Genomic DNA, 16,981 nt, shown 5'->3' with positions numbered 1-16,981 from the left:
AAGGTTCTCATCAGGGAGTGACGTTGACTGCTGCCACGCGCGTGCTTGCCGGCCGCTACCGCGTCGACGAGCCCATCGGCCGCGGCGGCATGGCGAGCGTGTTCCGGGGCTACGACATGACGCTCGGGCGCGAAGTGGCCATCAAGGTCCTCGACCGCGAGCTGGCGGGCGACAACGCCTTCCGCACCCGCTTCCGGCTCGAGGCGCAGGCCGCGTCGCGCATGTCCCACCCCACGATCGTCCGCGTCTACGACGCGGGAGAGGACTCCGAGACGCTTTCCGACGGCACGACCCGCGCCGTCCCGTTCATCGTCATGGAGCTCGTGCAGGGGCGCCTGCTCAAGGACATCATCGCCGACGGCCCCGTACCGGTCGACGACACGGTCCGCTACGTCGACGGCATCCTCGAGGCGCTGGAGTACTCGCACCGCGCCGGCGTCGTCCACCGCGACATCAAGCCCGGAAACGTCATGGTCACGCCCGCCGGTCAGGTGAAGGTCATGGACTTCGGCATCGCCCGCGCGGTGTCCGACAGCTCGTCGACCGTGGCCGAGACGACGGCGATCATCGGAACCGCCGCGTACTTCTCGCCCGAGCAGGCCAAGGGTGAGCCGGTCGATGCGCGCGCCGACCTGTACTCGACGGGCGTGGTGCTCTACGAGCTGCTCGCCGGGCGTCAGCCGTTCCGCGGTGAGACACCGGTCGCCGTCGCCTATCAGCACGTGAGCGAGGCGCCGGTGGCTCCGTCGGAGATCAATCCGACGGTTCCGCGCACGCTCGACGCCGTCGCACTGCGCGCGCTCGCGAAGGATCCGTTCCAGCGCTACCAGGACGCGGCGGCGTTCCGCTCGGCCCTCGATGCGACCGTCGACAGCAAGGCGCCCTCCAAGCGTCAGATGGGCGCTCTGACCAGCGAGCTCTACGGACCGAACCCGCGTCAGGCGGCGGAGACGGCGCGGTCGCTGCGTCAGCTGAGCACCGACACGACGATGAAGCGCACGCAGTCGGGTCCTCCCGTCGCGTGGATCTGGACAGGCGTGGCGCTGCTGGCCGTTCTGCTCATCTCGCTGCTGTTCTGGGTGCTGTCGATCCAGCCCGAGGCGGAGGTGCCGTCGAACGCCCGCATCGTCCCCGACGTCACGGGCATGACCTACGAGCGCGCCAACGGCGAGCTGGGTGACGAGGACCTCGTGGCCTTCCGCATCGACGAGCCCAACTCCGACATCGCCGAGGGCAATGTCATCCGCACCGATCCGATCGCGGGCGAGTCGGTCAATCCGGGTCAGGAGATCCGCGTGTACGTCTCCGAGGGTCAGGAGATGGCGACCGTCCCCGACATCCAGGGTCTCGGTCTGGATGCCGCGGAGTCTGCACTGAGCGATGCCGGCCTGTCACTCGGCTCGGCGAGCGCCGAGAACGATCCCGACCTCGCCGAGGGGACCGTGATGTCCTCCGACCGGAGCGCCGGCGCGTCCGTTCCGGTGGGAACCGTCGTCAACGTGGTTGTGGCCTCGGGCCGTGTGACCCTCGTGGATGTCACGGGATACACGCTCGATGCGGCGCAGCGGGATCTCGAGGCGATCGGACTGGAGGTCTCGACGTCCGAGGATCCGGGCTGCGAGGCCAGCAGCCCCCCGACGGTGTCGAACCAGTCGCTGACGCCCGGAGACGTCCCGATCCATTCGTCGATCACGCTGACGTACTGCACCGGAACCCCCTGACGCGGAGTCGTCAGCGGTGCGGATGCAGTGTCGCGCCGATCGCCGGAGCAGCGGGGTAGCCGACGCGCGCGAGCCAGTTGCCGAGCAGCCGGTATCCGCCCTCGGTCAGCACGCTCTCGGGATGGAACTGGACGCCTTCGATCGACAGCGTGCGGTGGCGCAATCCCATGATCACGCCGCTGTCCGTGCGGCTGCTGACCACCAGCTCGTGCGGAACCGACTCGGGGAGGACGGCGAGGGAGTGGTATCGGTTCGCCGTGAAGGGCTCCGGCAGGCCGGCGTACAGCGGCGACCGGTCGTGATGGACGGGTGATGTCATCCCGTGCATGAGCTCGGGAGCATGGTCGACGCGGGCGCCGAACGCCTCGGCGATCGCCTGGTGGCCCAGGCACACGCCCAGCAGGGGGACGCCCGCCCGCGCCGCCGCGCCCACCATCGCGATCGAGGCTCCCGCGCGCGCGGGTGTCCCGGGCCCGGGGGAGATCAGCACGCCGCGGCGGCCGGCGAGGAGGCTGCCGGGGTCGCTGACGGCATCCGCCTCGATCATGTCGGTCTCCGCGCCCAGCTCGTGCAGGTAGCCGACGAGCGTGTGGACGAAGCTGTCGTGGTTGTCCACGACGAGCACGGGATGCGGTGTCGGCCGGCTCATTCGACGATCACGTCCTGCGGCGCGACGATGTCGGCGACCCAGGGGAAGACGAGGAAGAACAGCCCGTACAGAACGGCGGCGAGCAGCAGCACGAGCAGGAGAACCCTGATCCACCAGGGTCCGGGCAGGATCCGCCACAGGGCCGCGTACATCAGGCGCCTCCGCCGAGGGAATCGGGCGCGCCGTCCGCACGCGGTGTGAAGGACTCGAAGACGCTGTACGCGATGATGCGCTCGGCCGCCGAGTACAGCGGGCTGCAGCTGGTCATGGTCATGTACCGCGAACCCGCGGGAGCGGCGTCGATCTGGGGCACCGGCAGCAGGACCTCGACGGCCGACGGGACGACGTACTCGAGATTGCGAAAGCGGTACGTGTACCACCCGACCGCGGTTTCGATCACGAGCGCGTCTCCCACGTGCAGCTCTGCGATGCGGTTGAACGGCGCACCATAGGTCGTCCGGTGTGCGGCGACGGCGAAGTTCCCCACCTCGCCCGGCATCTGCGTCCCGGGGTAGTGACCGATCCGCTGCCTGTCCAGGGTCCCCGCGCGCGTGACTCCTCCCGCCATCGGCACGGCGTAGTCCGCGCCGAAGCGCGGGACGTGGAGCACGCCGAAGTCCTCGGCTCCGGCCGGCTCCTCGAGGATCACCGGCGCGACCGCGTCGACCTCCGGTCCGCCCGTCGGCGAAGGGGTCGGGGAGGGAGCGGTGGCGGGCGGCGACGGTGCCGGCGCGCCGTCGTACTGCTGCGCCCATGCCTGCGACAGATCCTGTCCCTGTGCATTCGCCTGCGCGCCGTAGATGACGTCGCCCAGCCACAGCTGCCAGACGACGTAGAGCAGAACGACGGCGCCGGCGGTCATGAGGATCTCGCCGATGACGCCGGCGACGGATGTGCCGGTTCTGCCGGCCGATCGTCCAGCCGGTTTCGGCGCGACGCGCGACGGCACCCGATCCTCCTCCACATCGGGATTCTAGTCAGGGTCGGGCGTACGCCCGTCGCCGGTTAGACTGGGTGCATGGCAAGACCCGGCAACGACGACGAGCTCGTCGAGCGCGCAGAAGGTGACGCGGCACCCAACCCCGTGTGGTTCAAGCCGATCATGATCGGACTCATGCTCGTGGGTTTGATCTGGGTGATCGTGTTCTACCTCAGCGGCATGCAGTACCCGATTCCGGGCATCGATGCCTGGAACCTGGTGATCGGCTTCGGCATCGCCTTCCTCGGCTTCCTCATGACGACGCGCTGGCGCTGACGCACAGCGTCGATCCTCTTCTCCGAGCGCAGGACCCACGCGGGTCCTGCGCTCGTCGCATGTGGGCTCCCGGCGAAGTTATCCACAGGTTCTTCCACAGCTGGGGATGAATCACACACGTGTAATTCCTGTCATCCCCGGGTCAGAACATCACCGCCGGCGGCAGCAGCAGGAGTGCGATGAGCACAGCCTCGAGCCCCGCCAGCAGACCGATCTGAAGACCACGCTGACGCGCGGACCGCGTTCGGGCGTAGATCAGACCGACCAGCGCTCCGGCCACCAGTCCTCCCACGTGCGCCTGCCACGACACGTTGAAGCCGGGGATGAATCCGATGACCAGGTTCAGTCCCAGGATGATGGCTATGCCGGTGATGTCGGCTCCGATGTGCCGACCGATGACCAGTAGCGCGCCGAAGAGTCCGAAGATCGCGCCCGATGCCCCCACGACGGGGGTCGTGAACGACAGCAGCGTCACCGCGACCGAGCCGCCGAACGCGCTGATGAGGTACAGCACGAGGAACCGCCAGCGTCCGAGCATCGGCTCGAGGATGCGTCCGATCATCCACAGGGCGAGCATGTTGAGTCCGACGTGCCAGAAGCCGTCGTGCACGAGCGAGACCGTCAGCAGCCGCCACGGCTGGAACGTCCCGGTGAGAGCGGGGTAGAGGTACGGCGCCCAGAAGAGCAGCCAGTCGCGCACCGCCGACCCCAGCCCCGGGATCAGCCCGATGAGCCAGAACAGCGCGCTGATCGCCACGATCGCCTGCGTGACGATCGGACGCCCCGCGGCGGGAGCGAGGAAGCGCGGACGTGACCACCGCCGCTGTGCCTTCCGCTGAGCCGGGGTTCGTCCGGACTGCTGATTGCGCAGGCACTCGGGACAGATGACCCCGACGGGGGCGGGGGTCTGGCACTCGGTGCAGATCGTGCGCAGGCAGCGCTGGCACAGCACGAAGCTCTGCCGGTCGGGATGGCGGTAGCAGAAGTCGTCGCTGTTGCGACGCGGCGCGTCGGTGGTCACGCGGTGGCGGGGCCTCAGGCTGCGGCGATGTCGATCGAGCTGATGACCACCGGCTCGACGGGACGGTCGCCGGCGGCGGTCGGCACCGAGCTGATCGCATCGACGACGGCCTTGGACGCGTCGTCGGCCACCTCGCCGAAGATCGTGTGCTTGCCCTGCAGCCACTCGGGGCCGCGGCCGCCCTGGCCGGGCACCGTGATGAAGAACTGCGAGCCGTTCGTGCCCGACGGCTTGCCGGTGAGCGCGTTGCGACGCAGACCCGCGTTGGCCATGGCCAGCTTGTAGGGCTCGGTGAAGGTGAGCTCGGGGCTGATCTCGTCGTCGAACATGTAACCGGGGCCGCCCGTGCCCATGCCGAGCGGGTCGCCGCCCTGGACCATGAAGCCGGAGATGATGCGGTGGAAGACGACGTCCTTGTAGAGCGGGCCGTCGCCCGGCTTCCCGGTCGCCGGGTCGGTCCACTCGCCGGTGCCGTCGGCGAGTCCGACGAAGTTCTTGACGGTCCGGGGGGCCTGATCCCCGAAGAGGTTGACGACGATGTCGCCGTGGTTGGTGTGGAACGTGGCGACAGCAGTGTGAATCGGCATGACGACATTCTCTCAGAGTTCCCCCCAACCCCTCCCGACACCGATCGGGTCTGGCAAGATGAAGACAACGACATCCCCATCTACCGGGAGGGCACCGTGAGTCTCAGCCGCAAGCGCAAGAAGGAACTCGACAAGCTCCAGAAGCAGGCGACCAGCCTGTGGGAGTCTCAGCAGGTGCTGGCGGGTGAGGCGGCGACACTCGCGCGCGAGGCCGGTCGCCAGATCGGCAACTACAACCGCGAGCAGATCGTTCCGACTGTGCAGGCAGGGTATTCCAAGTACGCGGCGCCGTACGTCGACAAGAGCGCGAAGTACTCCAAGCACGTCCTCCAGGACAGGATCGTCCCGACGGCGGGCGCCGTCGTCGGCAGCGCGCTGTCGGTGTGGGATGCCGCCAACGACACGCGCGCGCGACTGTCGTCGGGCAAGGGCTTCGCGATGCCCGACGGCGCGGTCTACGCCAAGAAGGCGGACAAGTACGCCAAGGACGCCGCGGGCAAGCTGGCGGCCAAGCTCAGCGTCATCGAGCCGGCCCCCCGGAAGAAGGGTCTGGGCGCAGGCGGCGTGATCGCCATCATCCTCGGTGCGGCCGCGGCCATCGGCGTGCTCTACGCCGCGTGGCAGACGCTGCGAGCCGACGACGAGCTGTGGGTCGCCGACGACCCGCTGCGCGCCCCGGATGCCTGACGGGCTCGAACGCGTCAGAACCGCCGCCGCCGACCGGGGCCTGGAAGTCGCCTTCCACGAGCGCCCGGCGGCGAAGAGCCTGCCCGAGGCTGCCGAGCTCCTCGGAATTCCAGAGTCGGGGATCGTGAAGACCCTGGTGGTCAAGCGCGCCGACGACACGTATCTGTTCGCGCTGGTGCCGGGGGATCGGGTCATCTCGTGGCCCAAGCTCCGCGCCGTGGTCGGCGTGAATCGTCTGCAGCTCCCGGATCCCGAGCGAGCGCTCGCTGCGACCGGGTACGAGCGCGGCACCATCGTGCCGATCGGCAGCTCGACCGACTGGCCGGTGTATGCGGACGAGCGGATCGTCGGTGAGCGGATCGCGATGGGCGCGGGCGCTCACGGTTACAGCCTCTTCGTGGACGCCGACGCGCTGATCGCCGCGTACGGCGCAGTCGTCGCGGACATCACGGACCTGCCGCGCTGATCCTCGTCAGAGCCTCAGTCCGGCCATGTCCAGAGCGATGTCGACGAGTTTGACGCGCTGCAGGGATCGCAGGTGGTGGCGTTCGAACCACGCCGCCCGGTCGGTGCTGCCGTCGATCTCGTTGCGGAGTCTTCCACCCGTGATGCGTGCGCGATAGACGATGCGCAGAGTGTGCAGGGGCACGCGACTTCCCGCGGTGATGCGCCGTCCCGGCGGGATGACACGCGAATGGATCCCGAGCAGGTCCTCGACCGCGACCTTGTAGCCGGTCTCCTCCCGTACCTCCCGCACCACGGCGTGCGCGGGGTCCTCGCCGTCCTCGAGCCCGCCGCCGGGCATCGTCCAGCCGGACCGGCCGCTGTCGTTCCAGTGCGCCAGAAGGACGCGGTGCTGGGCATCGACGATGACGGCATAGGCCGCCACGCGAAGATCCATGGGGTCACCATACCGAGCCCCGCCGATCTCGGAGCGTCGATCGGGGCCTCGACCACGCCCTCTGCGCGGGCCAGGATGGGGCCGAAGGGGGCGTGACATGTCCAGCGACGAAGCCGGGGCCGCGACCCCCGGCGCCGCCCGACGGAGACCGAGCCGCGGCGCCATGCTGTGGCTGACGGTGATCCTGCTCGTCGGGATCGTGCAGCTCGGACGCGGTCAGTGGGGCGATGCCGCACTCTTCGCCGTCGCCGCCGGTGTCGTTCTCGTCTCGGCGCTCACGCCGACGTCGGGCAGGCCGGCCGGCATCGCGATGCTGCCGCTCGTCGCCGGCGCGGCCGTGCCCGCGGTGGTCCTGAGCGTCGTGCCGCGTCACTCCGCCTGGTCCGCCATCGCGGTCATCACGGCGGGGATCGCGGCGGCCGCCGTCGCGTGGCGGGTACCCGGTGAGCGGACGGCCCCCGCCGCGAGCCGGTGGACGCCGGCACTCCGCGCGCTGGCGTGGAGCTGGGCGATCGTGATCGTCGTCGCATGCCTGTGGGAGCTGCTCCAGGTCACCCGCGGGCGCACTCTTCCCGGTGGTCGCGCAGCCTATCCGGCGCTCAGCGATCTGCTGGATCCGCTCATGACCCCGCCCGTGGGCCAGGCGATCTTCGCCGTCGGCTGGCTCGCCGTGGGGATCTTCCTCGTACGGCGGGGGGCGACCCGGCGATGATCCTCAGCCCGATCGTCTTCGCGTTGTGCGCCGCGGCACTCGTCGTGTCCGCCGTCGTGGTTCATCGACGGGATGCCGACGCGACCGCCATCGCGATGTTCGGCGCAGCCATGGCGGATCGATCGGTGAGACTGGCCGTGCTCATGTGCTGGTGGTGGCTCGGCTGGCACTTCCTCGTCGCGCAGACCGTCGATCCCGGCTTCGGCCAGTGACCGCGGGCGGCGGATGCCGCGCGCGCCCGCAACCGGGCCGTCCTGTGATGTGGAGCCTAGGATGTGTGGGTTCATGACATAGGTGACGGGTGATGGGTGACACGTGAGTCGCGTCATCGGCGACAGTCACGTGCATGTCGAAGCATCGGGTCGTGGTGTTGAAGGTCGTCTCGGGCGAGCTGTCGGTCTCGGCCGCGGCCGCGGAGTACGGGATGAGCCGTCAGCATCTGCACCGTCTGCTCGTCCGCTACCGGGAGGGCGGGCTCGATGCGCTCGAGCCGCGGTCGCGGGCCCCGCTGTCCAGCCCGCATCGCACGACCGACCGGGTGCGGGAACGCATCATCGTGCTGCGGCTGAGCCTGTCGGCATCCGGGCTGGATGCCGGACCGGTCACCATCGCCTGGCACCTCACCCAGGAAGGACTGCGGGCACCATCGACCTCCACGATCCGGCGGATCCTGACCGACGCGAACCTGATCACCCCCGAACCACGCAAACGCCCCCGGTCCTCCTACATCCGGTTCGAAGCCGCGCAGCCGAACGAGACCTGGCAATCCGACTTCACACACTGGCGACTCGCGGACGGCACCGACGTCGAGATCCTGAACTGGCTCGACGACCACTCCCGCTGCCTGCTGTCCTGCACCGCGCACATCCCGGTCACCGGCGATGATGTCGTCCACACCTTCCTCACCACCATCGACGTCCACGGCATCCCCGCCTCGACCCTCACCGACAACGGCCGCGTCTACACCGCCCGCTCCGGTGGCGGCCGCAACGCGTTCGAATACGTCCTCCCCGTCCTCGGCGTCCGGCAGAAGAACGGCTCCCCGAACCACCCGCAGACCCAGGGGAAGATCGAACGCTTCCACCAGACCCTGAAACGCTGGCTCGCCCGGCAGCCCGCCCCCACCACGCTCCCCGACCTGCAGCACCAGCTCGACCGGTTCCGCGAGTACTACAACCACCACCGGCCGCACCGCGCCCTCGACGGACACACCCCCGCGACCGCCTACAACGCCACACCGAAAGCCGTTCCCGCCGGCTCCCGAAACCCGGTCCACTACCGGCTCCGCTACGACAAAGTCGGCGACGGCGGCAAGATCAGCTTCCGACGCGCCGGCCGCATGCACCACCTCGGCATCGGAACCAGCCACGCCGGCAAACGCGTCCTCGCCCTCGCCGACGACCACACCATCACCGTCGTCCACCTCGACACCGGCGAGATCATCGCGACCAACACCATCGACCCCACACGCGGCTACTGGCGCAACACACAAAAAGAGCCCGGCCGATGGCCGGGCTCTCTCACTTGATGTCTCCCATGTCGCGACTCAGATGTCATCTATGTCGCGACTCATCACAATGTGGAGCCTAGGAGATTCGAACTCCTGACATCCTGCTTGCAAAGCAGGCGCTCTACCAACTGAGCTAAGGCCCCGGGGCGAAGGAGTGGGGCTACCAGGACTTGAACCTGGGACCTCTTCATTATCAGTGAAGCGCTCTAACCGCCTGAGCTATAGCCCCGTCTGCTGCAGCGCTTCCGCGCTGGCAACCTCCAAGACTTTACCTGAATTCGCACGAATTCACGAATCGACGACGATGAGGGCAGGCGATCCTACGTTGCCCCGCCCGTTCGCGATTGCTTGACTGACCGCATGACCGATTCCGGCGCCCTGCACGAGGCCGAACCCCATCGCACCGATGTCAGTCAGCGGCTGAACTGGCTGCGGGCAGGAGTGCTCGGCGCCAATGACGGCATCGTGTCGGTGGCGTCCCTCGTCGTCGGCGTCGCGGGGGCGACGACCGACACGCCGGCGCTGCTCCTCGCGGGCACGGCAGGACTCGTCGGCGGCGCCATCTCGATGGCGCTCGGCGAGTACGTGTCGGTGAGCAGCCAGCGCGACTCGGAGCGCGCGCTCATCGCGAAGGAGAAGCGCGAGCTCGAAGAGATGCCCCAAGAAGAGCTCGAAGAGCTCACCGAGCTCTACCGGCAGCGCGGGCTGTCCCACGAGACCGCTCGTCAGGTGGCCGAGGAGCTGACGGCGCACGATGCCCTGGCCGCTCATCTCGAGGTCGAGCTGCACATCGACCAGGACGACCTCGTGAATCCGTGGCACGCTGCGCTGTCATCGGCGCTGGCGTTCACCCTCGGTGCGCTTCTGCCTCTGCTCGCGATCCTGCTGCCCCCGCCCGAGTGGCGCGTGCCGACCACCTTCATCGCCGTGATCATCGCCCTCGGGCTGACCGGGACGATCTCGGCTCAGGTCGGCGGTTCGGGTCGTCGCCGATCCGCGGTCCGGCTCGTGGTCGGCGGCGCGCTCGCGCTGGCCGCGACGTGGCTGATCGGAACCCTGCTGGGAACGACCGTGATGTGACGCGATCCGCTCAGTTCGACGTGAAGCCGACCAGCAGGCCGCCGGTCACCTTGACCGCGAGGTTGTAGATGCCGGCGACGACAGCGCCGAGCACCGTGACCACGATCAGGTTCAGGATCGCCAGGATGGCCGAGAAGGCCACGACCTGCGGGAAGCTGATGAAGTCCGATACGAGGATGCCGTCGGTGAGGCTCCCGATGAACTCGTCGGCCTGATCGATGAGACCCGTCGTCTGGATGACGAGGAACACCATGACGATCGACACGACCGTCACGATGGCGATGGCGATCGCCGCGAGGAAGGAGAGCTTCACCGCGGACCAGAAGTCGATGTAGACCAGACGCAGCCGCACCTGCTTCGCATTCGTGCGCGCGCTGGACTTCTTCGCGAGCTTGTCGGCTACCGTGCTCATGCGTCAGTACTCTCTTCGGGGGTCTCGGGGGCGGCGTCGGGGGCGCCGGTCGGGGCCTCGGCATCGTCGCCTGCATCGGCGAGGCTCCGTTCGCCGTTGCGTGCGATGGCGATGATGCGATCATCGTCTCCGGCGCGGGCGAACACGACACCCATGGTGTCCCGACCCTTGGCAGGGACCTCAGCCACGGCAGAGCGTACCACCTTGCCGCTGGCAAGAACCACCAGGACCTCGTCGTCCTCGGCGACGATGAGACCGCCCGCGAGGCTGCCGCGATCGTCGCTGAGGCGCGCGACCTTGATGCCGAGTCCGCCGCGACCCTGCACGCGGTACTGACTCACCTCGGTGCGCTTGGCGTAGCCGCCTTCGGTGACGACGAACACGTAGGCGTCGTCACGGGCGACGGACGCCGAGAGGAGGCTGTCTCCTTCGCGGAAGGCCATTCCCTTGACACCCTCGGTCGAGCGTCCCATCGGTCGCAGCGCCTCATCGGTCGCCTCGAAGCGCAGAGACATCCCCAGCCGGCTGATCAGCAGGATGTCGTCGCCCTCGTCGACCAGCATGGCCGAGACGACCTCGTCGCCTTCGCGCAGCTTGATGGCGATGACGCCGCCCTGGCGGTTGGTGTCGTACTCGGTCAGACGCGTCTTCTTCACCAGTCCGCCGTGCGTGGCGAGCACCAGGTACGTGGCGACGCCGTAGTCCCGGATGTCGAGGATCTGTGCGATCTCCTCGTCGGGCTGGAGCGCGAGCAGATTCGCCACATGCTGTCCCTTGGCATCACGGCCGCCTTCGGGCAGCTCGTAGGCCTTGGTTCGATAGACGCGACCCTTCGTGGTGAAGTACAGCAGCCAATGGTGCGTCGTCGTCACGAAGAAGTGCTCGACGACGTCGTCGGCGCGCAGTTGCGCACCCTTGACTCCCTTGCCGCCGCGATGCTGCGATCGGTAGCTGTCGCTGCGCGTGCGCTTGATGTAGCCATCGCGCGTGACGGTGACCACGACCTCCTCCTCGGCGATGAGGTCCTCCATGGACACGTCACCGTCGAAGCCGTGCAGGATGTGCGTGCGGCGGTCGTCGCCGAAGCGGTCGACGATCGCGGTGAGCTCTTCGCGCACGATGGCACGCTGGCGAGCGGGGGTCACGAGAATGTCGTTGAGGTCGGCGATCTTGGCCTCGAGCTCGGCGGCCTCGTCGATGATCTTCTGGCGCTCGAGCGCGGCGAGACGGCGCAGCTGCATCGCGAGGATCGCATCGGCCTGGGTGTCGTCGATCTCGAGCAGCTTCTTCAGCCCCTCGCGAGCGTCGTCGACGGTGGGAGAGCGACGGATGAGGGCGATGACCTCGTCGAGGGCGTCGAGAGCCTTGAGGTAGCCGCGCAGGATGTGCATGCGCTTCTCGGCCTCACGGAGACGGTAGGTCGTGCGCCGCACGATGACCTCGATCTGATGATCGAGCCAGTGCGTGATGAACGCGTCGAGCGGCAGCGTGCGCGGCACACCGTCGACGATCGCGAGCATGTTCGCGCCGAAGTTCTCCTGCAGCTGGGTGTGCTTGTACAGGTTGTTGAGCACGACCTTCGCGACGGCATCGCGCTTCAGAACCACCACGAGTCGTTGGCCGGTGCGGTCCGAGGTCTCGTCGCGGATGTCGGCGATGCCGGTGATCTTGCCCTCACGCGCGAGATCGCCGATCTTGACGGCGAGGTTGTCGGGATTCACCTGGTAGGGGAGTTCGGTGATGACCAGGCACGTGCGGCCCTGGATCTCCTCGATCGCGACGACGGCGCGCATGGTGATCGAACCGCGTCCCGTGCGGTAGGCCTCGCGGATGCCCTTGGTGCCGAGGATCTGGGCCCCGGTGGGGAAGTCGGGTCCGGGGATCCGCTCGAGGAGCGCGTCCAGCAGCTCCTCGCGGGAGGCGTCCGGATTCTCGAGCGCCCACAGCGCTCCCGCCGAGACCTCGCGCAGGTTGTGCGGGGGGATGTTCGTCGCCATGCCGACGGCGATGCCGACCGATCCGTTGACGAGCAGATTGGGGAATCGGGCCGGGAGGACCGACGGCTCCTGGGTCTGACCGTCGTAGTTGTCCTGGAAGTCGACGGTCTCCTCTTCGATGTCGCGCACCATCTCCAGCGCGAGGGGAGCCATCTTCGTCTCGGTGTATCGGGGCGCGGCGGCGCCCATGTTGCCGGGGGACCCGAAGTTTCCCTGGCCCTGGGCGAGGGGGTAGCGCATCGACCACGGCTGCACGAGGCGGACGAGGGCGTCGTAGATGGCCGTGTCGCCGTGAGGGTGGTACTGGCCCATCACCTCGCCGACGACGCGGGCGCACTTCGAGAACGACTTGTCGGGCCGGAATCCGCCGTCGTACATGCCGTAGATGACGCGGCGGTGCACGGGCTTGAGCCCGTCGCGCACGTCCGGCAGCGCGCGGCCGATGATGACCGCCATCGCGTAGTCGAGGTAGCTGCGCTGCATCTCCAGCTGCAGGTCGACCTGGTCGATGCGGCCGTGGTCGTGCTCGGGGACGGGACGTTCTTCGTCAGCCATGTGCTCTCGTTCTCAGTTCCTTCAGCGCCCGCTCAGATGTCGAGGAAGCGCACATCCTTGGCGTTGCGCTGGATGAAGCCACGTCGCGACTCGACGTCCTCGCCCATCAGGACCGAGAAGATCTCGTCGGCCGCAGCGGCGTCGTCGATCGTCACCTGCTTCAGGGTGCGGGTGGTGACGTCCATGGTCGTCTCCCACAGCTCCTTGGCGTTCATCTCGCCGAGGCCCTTGTAGCGCTGAACGCCCGAGTCCTTCGGGAGCCGCTTGCCGCTCGCGGTGCCGTCGGCCAGCAGCGCGTCGCGCTCGCGATCGCTGAACACGTACTCGTGGGGTGCGTTCGACCACTTCAGCCGGTACAGGGGCGGCTGCGCGAGATAGACGAACCCGGCCTCGATGAGTCCGCGCATGTAGCGGAAGAGCAGCGTCAGCAGCAGCGTGGTGATGTGCTGGCCGTCCACGTCGGCATCCGCCATCAGCACGATCTTGTGGTAGCGCGCCTTGGCGATGTCGAAGTCCTCGCCGATGCCGGTCCCGAAGGCCTGGATCATCGCCTGCACTTCCTTGTTCGACAGCGCCTTGTCCAGTCGCGCGCGCTCGACGTTGAGGATCTTCCCGCGCAGCGCGAGGATCGCCTGCGTGTGCGGGTCGCGACCCTGCACCGCCGAACCGCCGGCGGAGTCTCCCTCGACGAGGAAGATCTCGCTGATCGAGGGATCCTTGCTCGTGCAGTCCTTGAGCTTGTCGGGCATCGCCGCGGACTCGAACACGCTCTTGCGTCGTGCCGTCTCACGCGCCTTGCGGGCCGCCATGCGTGCGGAGGCGGCGTCGATCGCCTTGCGGATGACGTTCTTGGCCTGCGCGGGGTTGCGGTCGAACCAGTCGCCGAGCTGATCGCCCACGACCTTCTGAACGAACGCCTTCGCCTCGGTGTTGCCGAGCTTGGTCTTGGTCTGGCCCTCGAACTGCGGCTCGGAGAGCTTGACCGAGATGACGGCCGTCAGACCCTCGCGGATGTCCTCGCCCGTGAGGTTGTCGTCCTTGTCCTTGAGCAGGTTGTTGGCACGCGCGTACCGGTTGACCAGCGCCGTCAGCGCGGCACGGAACCCCTCTTCGTGCGTGCCGCCCTCGTGCGTGTTGATCGTGTTCGCGAACGTGAAGACGTTCTCGGTGTAGCTGGTCGTCCACTGCATCGCCATCTCCATGGCGATCTTGCGCTCGGTGTCCTCGGATTCGAAGTCGATGATCTCGTCATTGACGGCATCCGCGTGGCGCACCTTGTTGAGATAGCCGACGTAGTCGACCAGTCCCCGCTCGTAGAGGAAGCTGTCATGTCGCACCTCGGGCTCGGCGACGGCCGCCTCCTCCACGTCATCGACGACCTCGAGGGCGCGCTCGTCGCGAAGATCGATGCGCAGGCCCTTGTTGAGGAACGCCATCTGCTGGAAGCGCGTGCGAAGCGTGTCGTAATCGAAGTCGACGGTGTCGAAGATCCCGGCATCGGGCCAGAACGTGATCGTGGTGCCGGTTTCGGAGCTGGCCTCGCCCTGCGCGAGGGGCGCGCGCGGAATGCCGCCGCCCTCGTAGGACTGGCGCCACACGTGACCCTGGCGGCGGACCTCCACCTCGAGGCGAGACGACAGGGCGTTGACGACCGACGATCCGACGCCGTGCAGACCACCCGAGACGGCGTAGCCGCCGCCGCCGAACTTGCCGCCGGCGTGCAGCACCGTCAGCACGACCTCGACCGTCGACTTGCCCTCGGTCCGGTGCATGTCCACCGGGATGCCGCGGCCGTTGTCGACGACCCGCACGCCGCCGTCGGCGAGGATCGTCACTTCGATGGCGTCGCAGTACCCCGCGAGCGCCTCGTCGACCGAGTTGTCGACGATCTCGTAGACGAGGTGGTGGAGCCCGCGCTCACCGGTCGAGCCGATGTACATGCCCGGACGCTTGCGGACGGCCTCGAGACCCTCGAGCACCTGGATGGCGTCTGCCCCGTATTCGGTGGGTGCGCTTCCGCCGGATCGCTTCTCGGGGTCCTCGGGAGCGCTGTCGGGGTTCACGGACGTCATATTCTCGAGCGCTCCACATCTGTCGGCGGCGTTGCCGACAGTCTATCAAGCGGATGCCGCTGTACGCGGTTCTACGCCCGTGTGCGGCGATGAAAATGCTCAGGGCAGGTACGGACGTGCCTCAACCGTAGGTATCGCGCGGGCCGCGGCCTGGAATGGCTCTGGGACCCCATTTCCAGGAGGGGACGTCCGGTCCGATGAAACGGATAGTCTCGACGCCCGCCTCGGGGAACCGCCTCATGATCTCGGTCAGGATGTGGGCGCGCATCAGCTGCAGCTGCTTCGCCCAGGCGGTCGAGTCGGCCTGCACGGTGAGCACGCCGTCGTGGAACGCCACCGGGCGCGTGCGCCGGGCGGTGTCCGCGCCGGCCACTTCGTCCCACGCGCGGACCACGTCCTCCCGTGCGAGCTGCGGGTCCCAGCCCGACTCTCGCGTCAGGTTCGACAGGACGTCTCCGAGCCCGTGGGGGTCGCGTCCCGGCGTGAACGGCTGATTCTCGTCGTCGCCCGAGCCGGCGCGCCGCCGCCGGCGCCGGTACGCGCGCGGCGAGGGCTCGAGTCCGCGCAGGCGCAGGTATGTGGCGATGGTCTCGGGGATTGCGCCGGCGTCCTCGGGTGCCGCACCGTGCTCACTCATCGTCCGCCTCCGCGATCGTCCCCGCTTCAACGCGCACGAGGCGGGTGCGCAGCGCCGCCGGAACATCGGCCTCGACGGCGGCCGTCACGATCACCTGCTCGTAGTCGGCGACCAGTCCGGCCAGTCGCGCACGCCGGCCGGCATCCAGCTCGGCGAAGACGTCGTCGAGGATGAGCACCGGATCGCCCAGGCGCGACTGGGCGCGCAGGAGCTCGGCGGACGCCAGTCGCAGCCCGAGGGCGACCGACCACGACTCGCCGTGCGAGGCGTACCCCTTCACCGGCAGTCCGCGAAGCTTCAGCCGCAGGTCGTCGCGGTGGGGTCCGACGAGCGTCAGTCCGCGCTCGACCTCGGTGCCGCGCCGATCGGCGAGGGCCGCGCGGAACGTTTCGGCCAGACGAGCGGTGTCGGCGAGCGTTCCGACGTCTTCGGGATCGTCCTCCGGGTCGCCGCCGGCGATCGAGAGCGCCCAGCCGATCTGCGGGTCGTGATCGTCGCCGGCGATCGCCTCGTAGGCGGCCCCCATCGGTCCCGCCAGTTCGGCGGCGAGCAGCAGGCGCGACTGGATGACCTCGCTGCCCAGCGCGACGAGCTTGTCGTCCCACACGTCGAGCGTCGGGAGGGCATCGGCGCGCATGCCGCGCGCTCGTGCGGATTTCAGCAGCGCGGTCCGCTGTTTGAGCACGCGATCGTAGTCGCCGAGGACTCCGGCCATGCGCGGGGAGCGCTGGATGAGCAGCTGATCGGCGAACCGCCGCCGGGCGGAGGGATCGCCGCGCACGATCTGCAGATCCTCGGGGGCGAAGAGCACGACTTGGGCGTACCGCGGCAGCTCGGCGGGCTTGACGGCCGCGCCGTTGACCCGCGCCTTGTTGGATCCCTGGCGATTGATCTGCACCTCGAGCTGGACCCGCCGGTCGCCGTGCGCCAGACGCTCACGCACGATGGCGGCATCCGCCCCGTCTCGCACCATGGGAGCATCGGCCGTCACGCGGTGCGAGCCGAGGGTGGCGAAGTAGCCGATCGCCTCGGCCAGGTTGGTCTTGCCCTGCCCGTTGCTGCCGACGAACACGTTGGCTCCGGCGCCCAGGGAAACGTCGGCCGCCGCGTAGTTGCGGAAGTCGACGAGACTCAGGTGCTCCACGATCACCGGTCAAGCCTAATGACGGGTGCGGACGTCGGCCG

19 protein-coding genes and 2 tRNA genes are annotated in these 16,981 nt (G+C 68.5%); 8 read left to right on the top strand and 13 right to left on the bottom strand.

All coding sequences use genetic code 11. The annotated features are described in order from the left end of the window. Window positions 1-17: 17 nt before the first annotated feature. Window positions 18-1,721 carry a Stk1 family PASTA domain-containing Ser/Thr kinase gene (gene pknB / locus P0L94_14290; protein WES63627.1) on the top strand — a complete coding sequence of 568 codons (1,704 nt, stop codon included), beginning with the start codon at window positions 18-20 and terminating at the stop codon, window positions 1,719-1,721. A gap of 10 nt (window positions 1,722-1,731) precedes the next feature. Here the strand turns inward: pknB and P0L94_14285 are convergent, their stop codons facing one another. Genes P0L94_14285 through P0L94_14275 form a run of 3 tightly spaced genes read right to left on the bottom strand, consistent with a single transcriptional unit; the run spans window position 1,732 to window position 3,334 of the window. Further along, window positions 1,732-2,370: a gamma-glutamyl-gamma-aminobutyrate hydrolase family protein gene (locus P0L94_14285; protein ID WES63626.1), complete on the bottom strand. Its 639-nt coding sequence runs from the start codon at window positions 2,368-2,370 to the stop codon at window positions 1,732-1,734. Beyond that, entirely contained in the window at window positions 2,367-2,522 is a 156-nt protein-coding gene (locus P0L94_14280) for a hypothetical protein (protein ID WES63625.1), read from the bottom strand. The genes P0L94_14285 and P0L94_14280 overlap by 4 nt, the downstream gene beginning before the upstream one ends. Next, window positions 2,522-3,334 (bottom strand): class E sortase, encoded by an 813-nt coding sequence (locus tag P0L94_14275; protein ID WES63624.1) that lies wholly within the window; start codon window positions 3,332-3,334, stop codon window positions 2,522-2,524. Before P0L94_14275 ends, P0L94_14280 begins: the two co-directional genes overlap by 1 nt. Before the next feature lie 54 nt (window positions 3,335-3,388). Here P0L94_14275 and P0L94_14270 point away from each other — a divergent pair, with 54 nt between their 5' ends. Next, entirely contained in the window at window positions 3,389-3,625 is a 237-nt protein-coding gene (locus P0L94_14270) for a cell division protein CrgA (GenBank protein WES63623.1), read from the top strand. Between the two features lie 142 nt (window positions 3,626-3,767). Here P0L94_14270 and P0L94_14265 read toward each other — a convergent pair whose 3' ends face one another. Together P0L94_14265 and P0L94_14260 are read right to left on the bottom strand one after the other, a co-directional pair. Next, a complete protein-coding gene (locus P0L94_14265; GenBank protein ID WES63622.1) occupies window positions 3,768-4,646 on the bottom strand; it encodes a rhomboid family intramembrane serine protease in 879 nt (292 codons plus the stop codon). Between the two features lie 14 nt (window positions 4,647-4,660). Beyond that, window positions 4,661-5,233, bottom strand: a complete 573-nt coding sequence (locus P0L94_14260) for a peptidylprolyl isomerase (protein WES63621.1) — start codon at window positions 5,231-5,233, stop codon at window positions 4,661-4,663. 96 nt (window positions 5,234-5,329) lie between these two features. Here P0L94_14260 and P0L94_14255 point away from each other — a divergent pair, with 96 nt between their 5' ends. After that, window positions 5,330-5,920: a hypothetical protein gene (locus P0L94_14255; protein WES63620.1), complete on the top strand. Its 591-nt coding sequence runs from the start codon at window positions 5,330-5,332 to the stop codon at window positions 5,918-5,920. After that, complete coding sequence (locus P0L94_14250) at window positions 5,913-6,386, top strand: YbaK/EbsC family protein (GenBank protein ID WES63619.1); 474 nt, start codon at window positions 5,913-5,915, stop codon at window positions 6,384-6,386. Before P0L94_14255 ends, P0L94_14250 begins: the two co-directional genes overlap by 8 nt. A gap of 6 nt (window positions 6,387-6,392) precedes the next feature. On the opposite strand, the gene P0L94_14245 is transcribed toward P0L94_14250, so the two are convergent. Next, window positions 6,393-6,821, bottom strand: a complete 429-nt coding sequence (locus P0L94_14245; protein ID WES63618.1) for an NUDIX domain-containing protein — start codon at window positions 6,819-6,821, stop codon at window positions 6,393-6,395. A 97-nt stretch (window positions 6,822-6,918) separates the two neighbouring features. On the opposite strand from P0L94_14245, the gene P0L94_14240 reads away from it, so the two are divergent. The 3 genes from P0L94_14240 (at window position 6,919) to P0L94_14230 (ending at window position 9,061) form a co-directional block, all read left to right on the top strand. Further along, window positions 6,919-7,533 carry a hypothetical protein gene (locus tag P0L94_14240; GenBank protein WES63617.1) on the top strand — a complete coding sequence of 205 codons (615 nt, stop codon included), beginning with the start codon at window positions 6,919-6,921 and terminating at the stop codon, window positions 7,531-7,533. Then, a complete protein-coding gene (locus P0L94_14235; GenBank protein ID WES63616.1) occupies window positions 7,530-7,745 on the top strand; it encodes a DUF6186 family protein in 216 nt (71 codons plus the stop codon). Before P0L94_14240 ends, P0L94_14235 begins: the two co-directional genes overlap by 4 nt. Before the next feature lie 134 nt (window positions 7,746-7,879). Beyond that, complete coding sequence (locus tag P0L94_14230) at window positions 7,880-9,061, top strand: IS481 family transposase (protein WES63615.1); 1,182 nt, start codon at window positions 7,880-7,882, stop codon at window positions 9,059-9,061. 52 nt (window positions 9,062-9,113) lie between these two features. Here P0L94_14230 and P0L94_14225 read toward each other — a convergent pair. Further along, window positions 9,114-9,186 (bottom strand) — tRNA-Ala (locus P0L94_14225). Between the two features lie 12 nt (window positions 9,187-9,198). Beyond that, a tRNA-Ile gene (locus P0L94_14220) sits at window positions 9,199-9,272 on the bottom strand. Window positions 9,273-9,403: 131 nt separating this feature from the next. Between P0L94_14220 and P0L94_14215 the strand changes: the two genes are divergently transcribed. Continuing rightward, the gene (locus P0L94_14215; protein ID WES63614.1) at window positions 9,404-10,123 is read left to right on the top strand and encodes a VIT family protein; all 720 of its coding nucleotides are present in this window, start codon (window positions 9,404-9,406) and stop codon (window positions 10,121-10,123) included. 10 nt (window positions 10,124-10,133) lie between these two features. Here P0L94_14215 and P0L94_14210 read toward each other — a convergent pair whose 3' ends face one another. From P0L94_14210 to recF, 5 genes are all read right to left on the bottom strand, one after another. Further along, on the bottom strand, window positions 10,134-10,535 hold the full coding sequence (locus P0L94_14210) for a DUF3566 domain-containing protein (GenBank protein WES63613.1): 402 nt from the start codon (window positions 10,533-10,535) through the stop codon (window positions 10,134-10,136). Beyond that, window positions 10,532-13,087, bottom strand: coding sequence for a DNA gyrase subunit A (gene gyrA / locus P0L94_14205; protein ID WES63612.1), 2,556 nt, complete (start codon window positions 13,085-13,087; stop codon window positions 10,532-10,534). Before gyrA ends, P0L94_14210 begins: the two co-directional genes overlap by 4 nt. Before the next feature lie 32 nt (window positions 13,088-13,119). Further along, window positions 13,120-15,150, bottom strand: a complete 2,031-nt coding sequence (gene gyrB, locus P0L94_14200) for a DNA topoisomerase (ATP-hydrolyzing) subunit B (protein ID WES63611.1) — start codon at window positions 15,148-15,150, stop codon at window positions 13,120-13,122. 130 nt (window positions 15,151-15,280) lie between these two features. After that, complete coding sequence (locus P0L94_14195; GenBank protein ID WES63610.1) at window positions 15,281-15,796, bottom strand: DciA family protein; 516 nt, start codon at window positions 15,794-15,796, stop codon at window positions 15,281-15,283. Next, window positions 15,789-16,946, bottom strand: coding sequence for a DNA replication/repair protein RecF (gene recF, locus P0L94_14190; GenBank protein ID WES63609.1), 1,158 nt, complete (start codon window positions 16,944-16,946; stop codon window positions 15,789-15,791). The genes P0L94_14195 and recF overlap by 8 nt, the downstream gene beginning before the upstream one ends. Window positions 16,947-16,981 lie beyond the last annotated feature (35 nt).

The organism is Microbacter sp. GSS18 (assembly GCA_029319145.1).
Taxonomy (GTDB): domain Bacteria; phylum Actinomycetota; class Actinomycetes; order Actinomycetales; family Microbacteriaceae; genus Microbacterium.
This window is presented reverse-complemented; position numbering and strand designations above follow the sequence as displayed.

Bases quoted from the DNA above. Each gene is read 5' to 3' on its own strand.
- P0L94_14285 (WES63626.1), bottom strand. From the start codon at position 2,370: ATGAGCCGGCCGACACCGCATCCCGTGCTCGTCGTGGACAACCACGAC.
- P0L94_14280 (WES63625.1), bottom strand. From the start codon at position 2,522: ATGTACGCGGCCCTGTGGCGGATCCTGCCCGGACCCTGGTGGATCAGG.
- P0L94_14270 (WES63623.1), top strand. From the start codon at position 3,389: ATGGCAAGACCCGGCAACGACGACGAGCTCGTCGAGCGCGCAGAAGGT.
- P0L94_14260 (WES63621.1), bottom strand. From the start codon at position 5,233: ATGCCGATTCACACTGCTGTCGCCACGTTCCACACCAACCACGGCGAC.
- P0L94_14250 (WES63619.1), top strand. From the start codon at position 5,913: ATGCCTGACGGGCTCGAACGCGTCAGAACCGCCGCCGCCGACCGGGGC.
- P0L94_14245 (WES63618.1), bottom strand. From the start codon at position 6,821: ATGGATCTTCGCGTGGCGGCCTATGCCGTCATCGTCGATGCCCAGCAC.
- P0L94_14240 (WES63617.1), top strand. From the start codon at position 6,919: ATGTCCAGCGACGAAGCCGGGGCCGCGACCCCCGGCGCCGCCCGACGG.
- P0L94_14235 (WES63616.1), top strand. From the start codon at position 7,530: ATGATCCTCAGCCCGATCGTCTTCGCGTTGTGCGCCGCGGCACTCGTC.
- P0L94_14230 (WES63615.1), top strand. From the start codon at position 7,880: ATGTCGAAGCATCGGGTCGTGGTGTTGAAGGTCGTCTCGGGCGAGCTG.
- P0L94_14215 (WES63614.1), top strand. From the start codon at position 9,404: ATGACCGATTCCGGCGCCCTGCACGAGGCCGAACCCCATCGCACCGAT.
- P0L94_14210 (WES63613.1), bottom strand. From the start codon at position 10,535: ATGAGCACGGTAGCCGACAAGCTCGCGAAGAAGTCCAGCGCGCGCACG.
- gyrA (WES63612.1), bottom strand. From the start codon at position 13,087: ATGGCTGACGAAGAACGTCCCGTCCCCGAGCACGACCACGGCCGCATC.
- P0L94_14195 (WES63610.1), bottom strand. From the start codon at position 15,796: ATGAGTGAGCACGGTGCGGCACCCGAGGACGCCGGCGCAATCCCCGAG.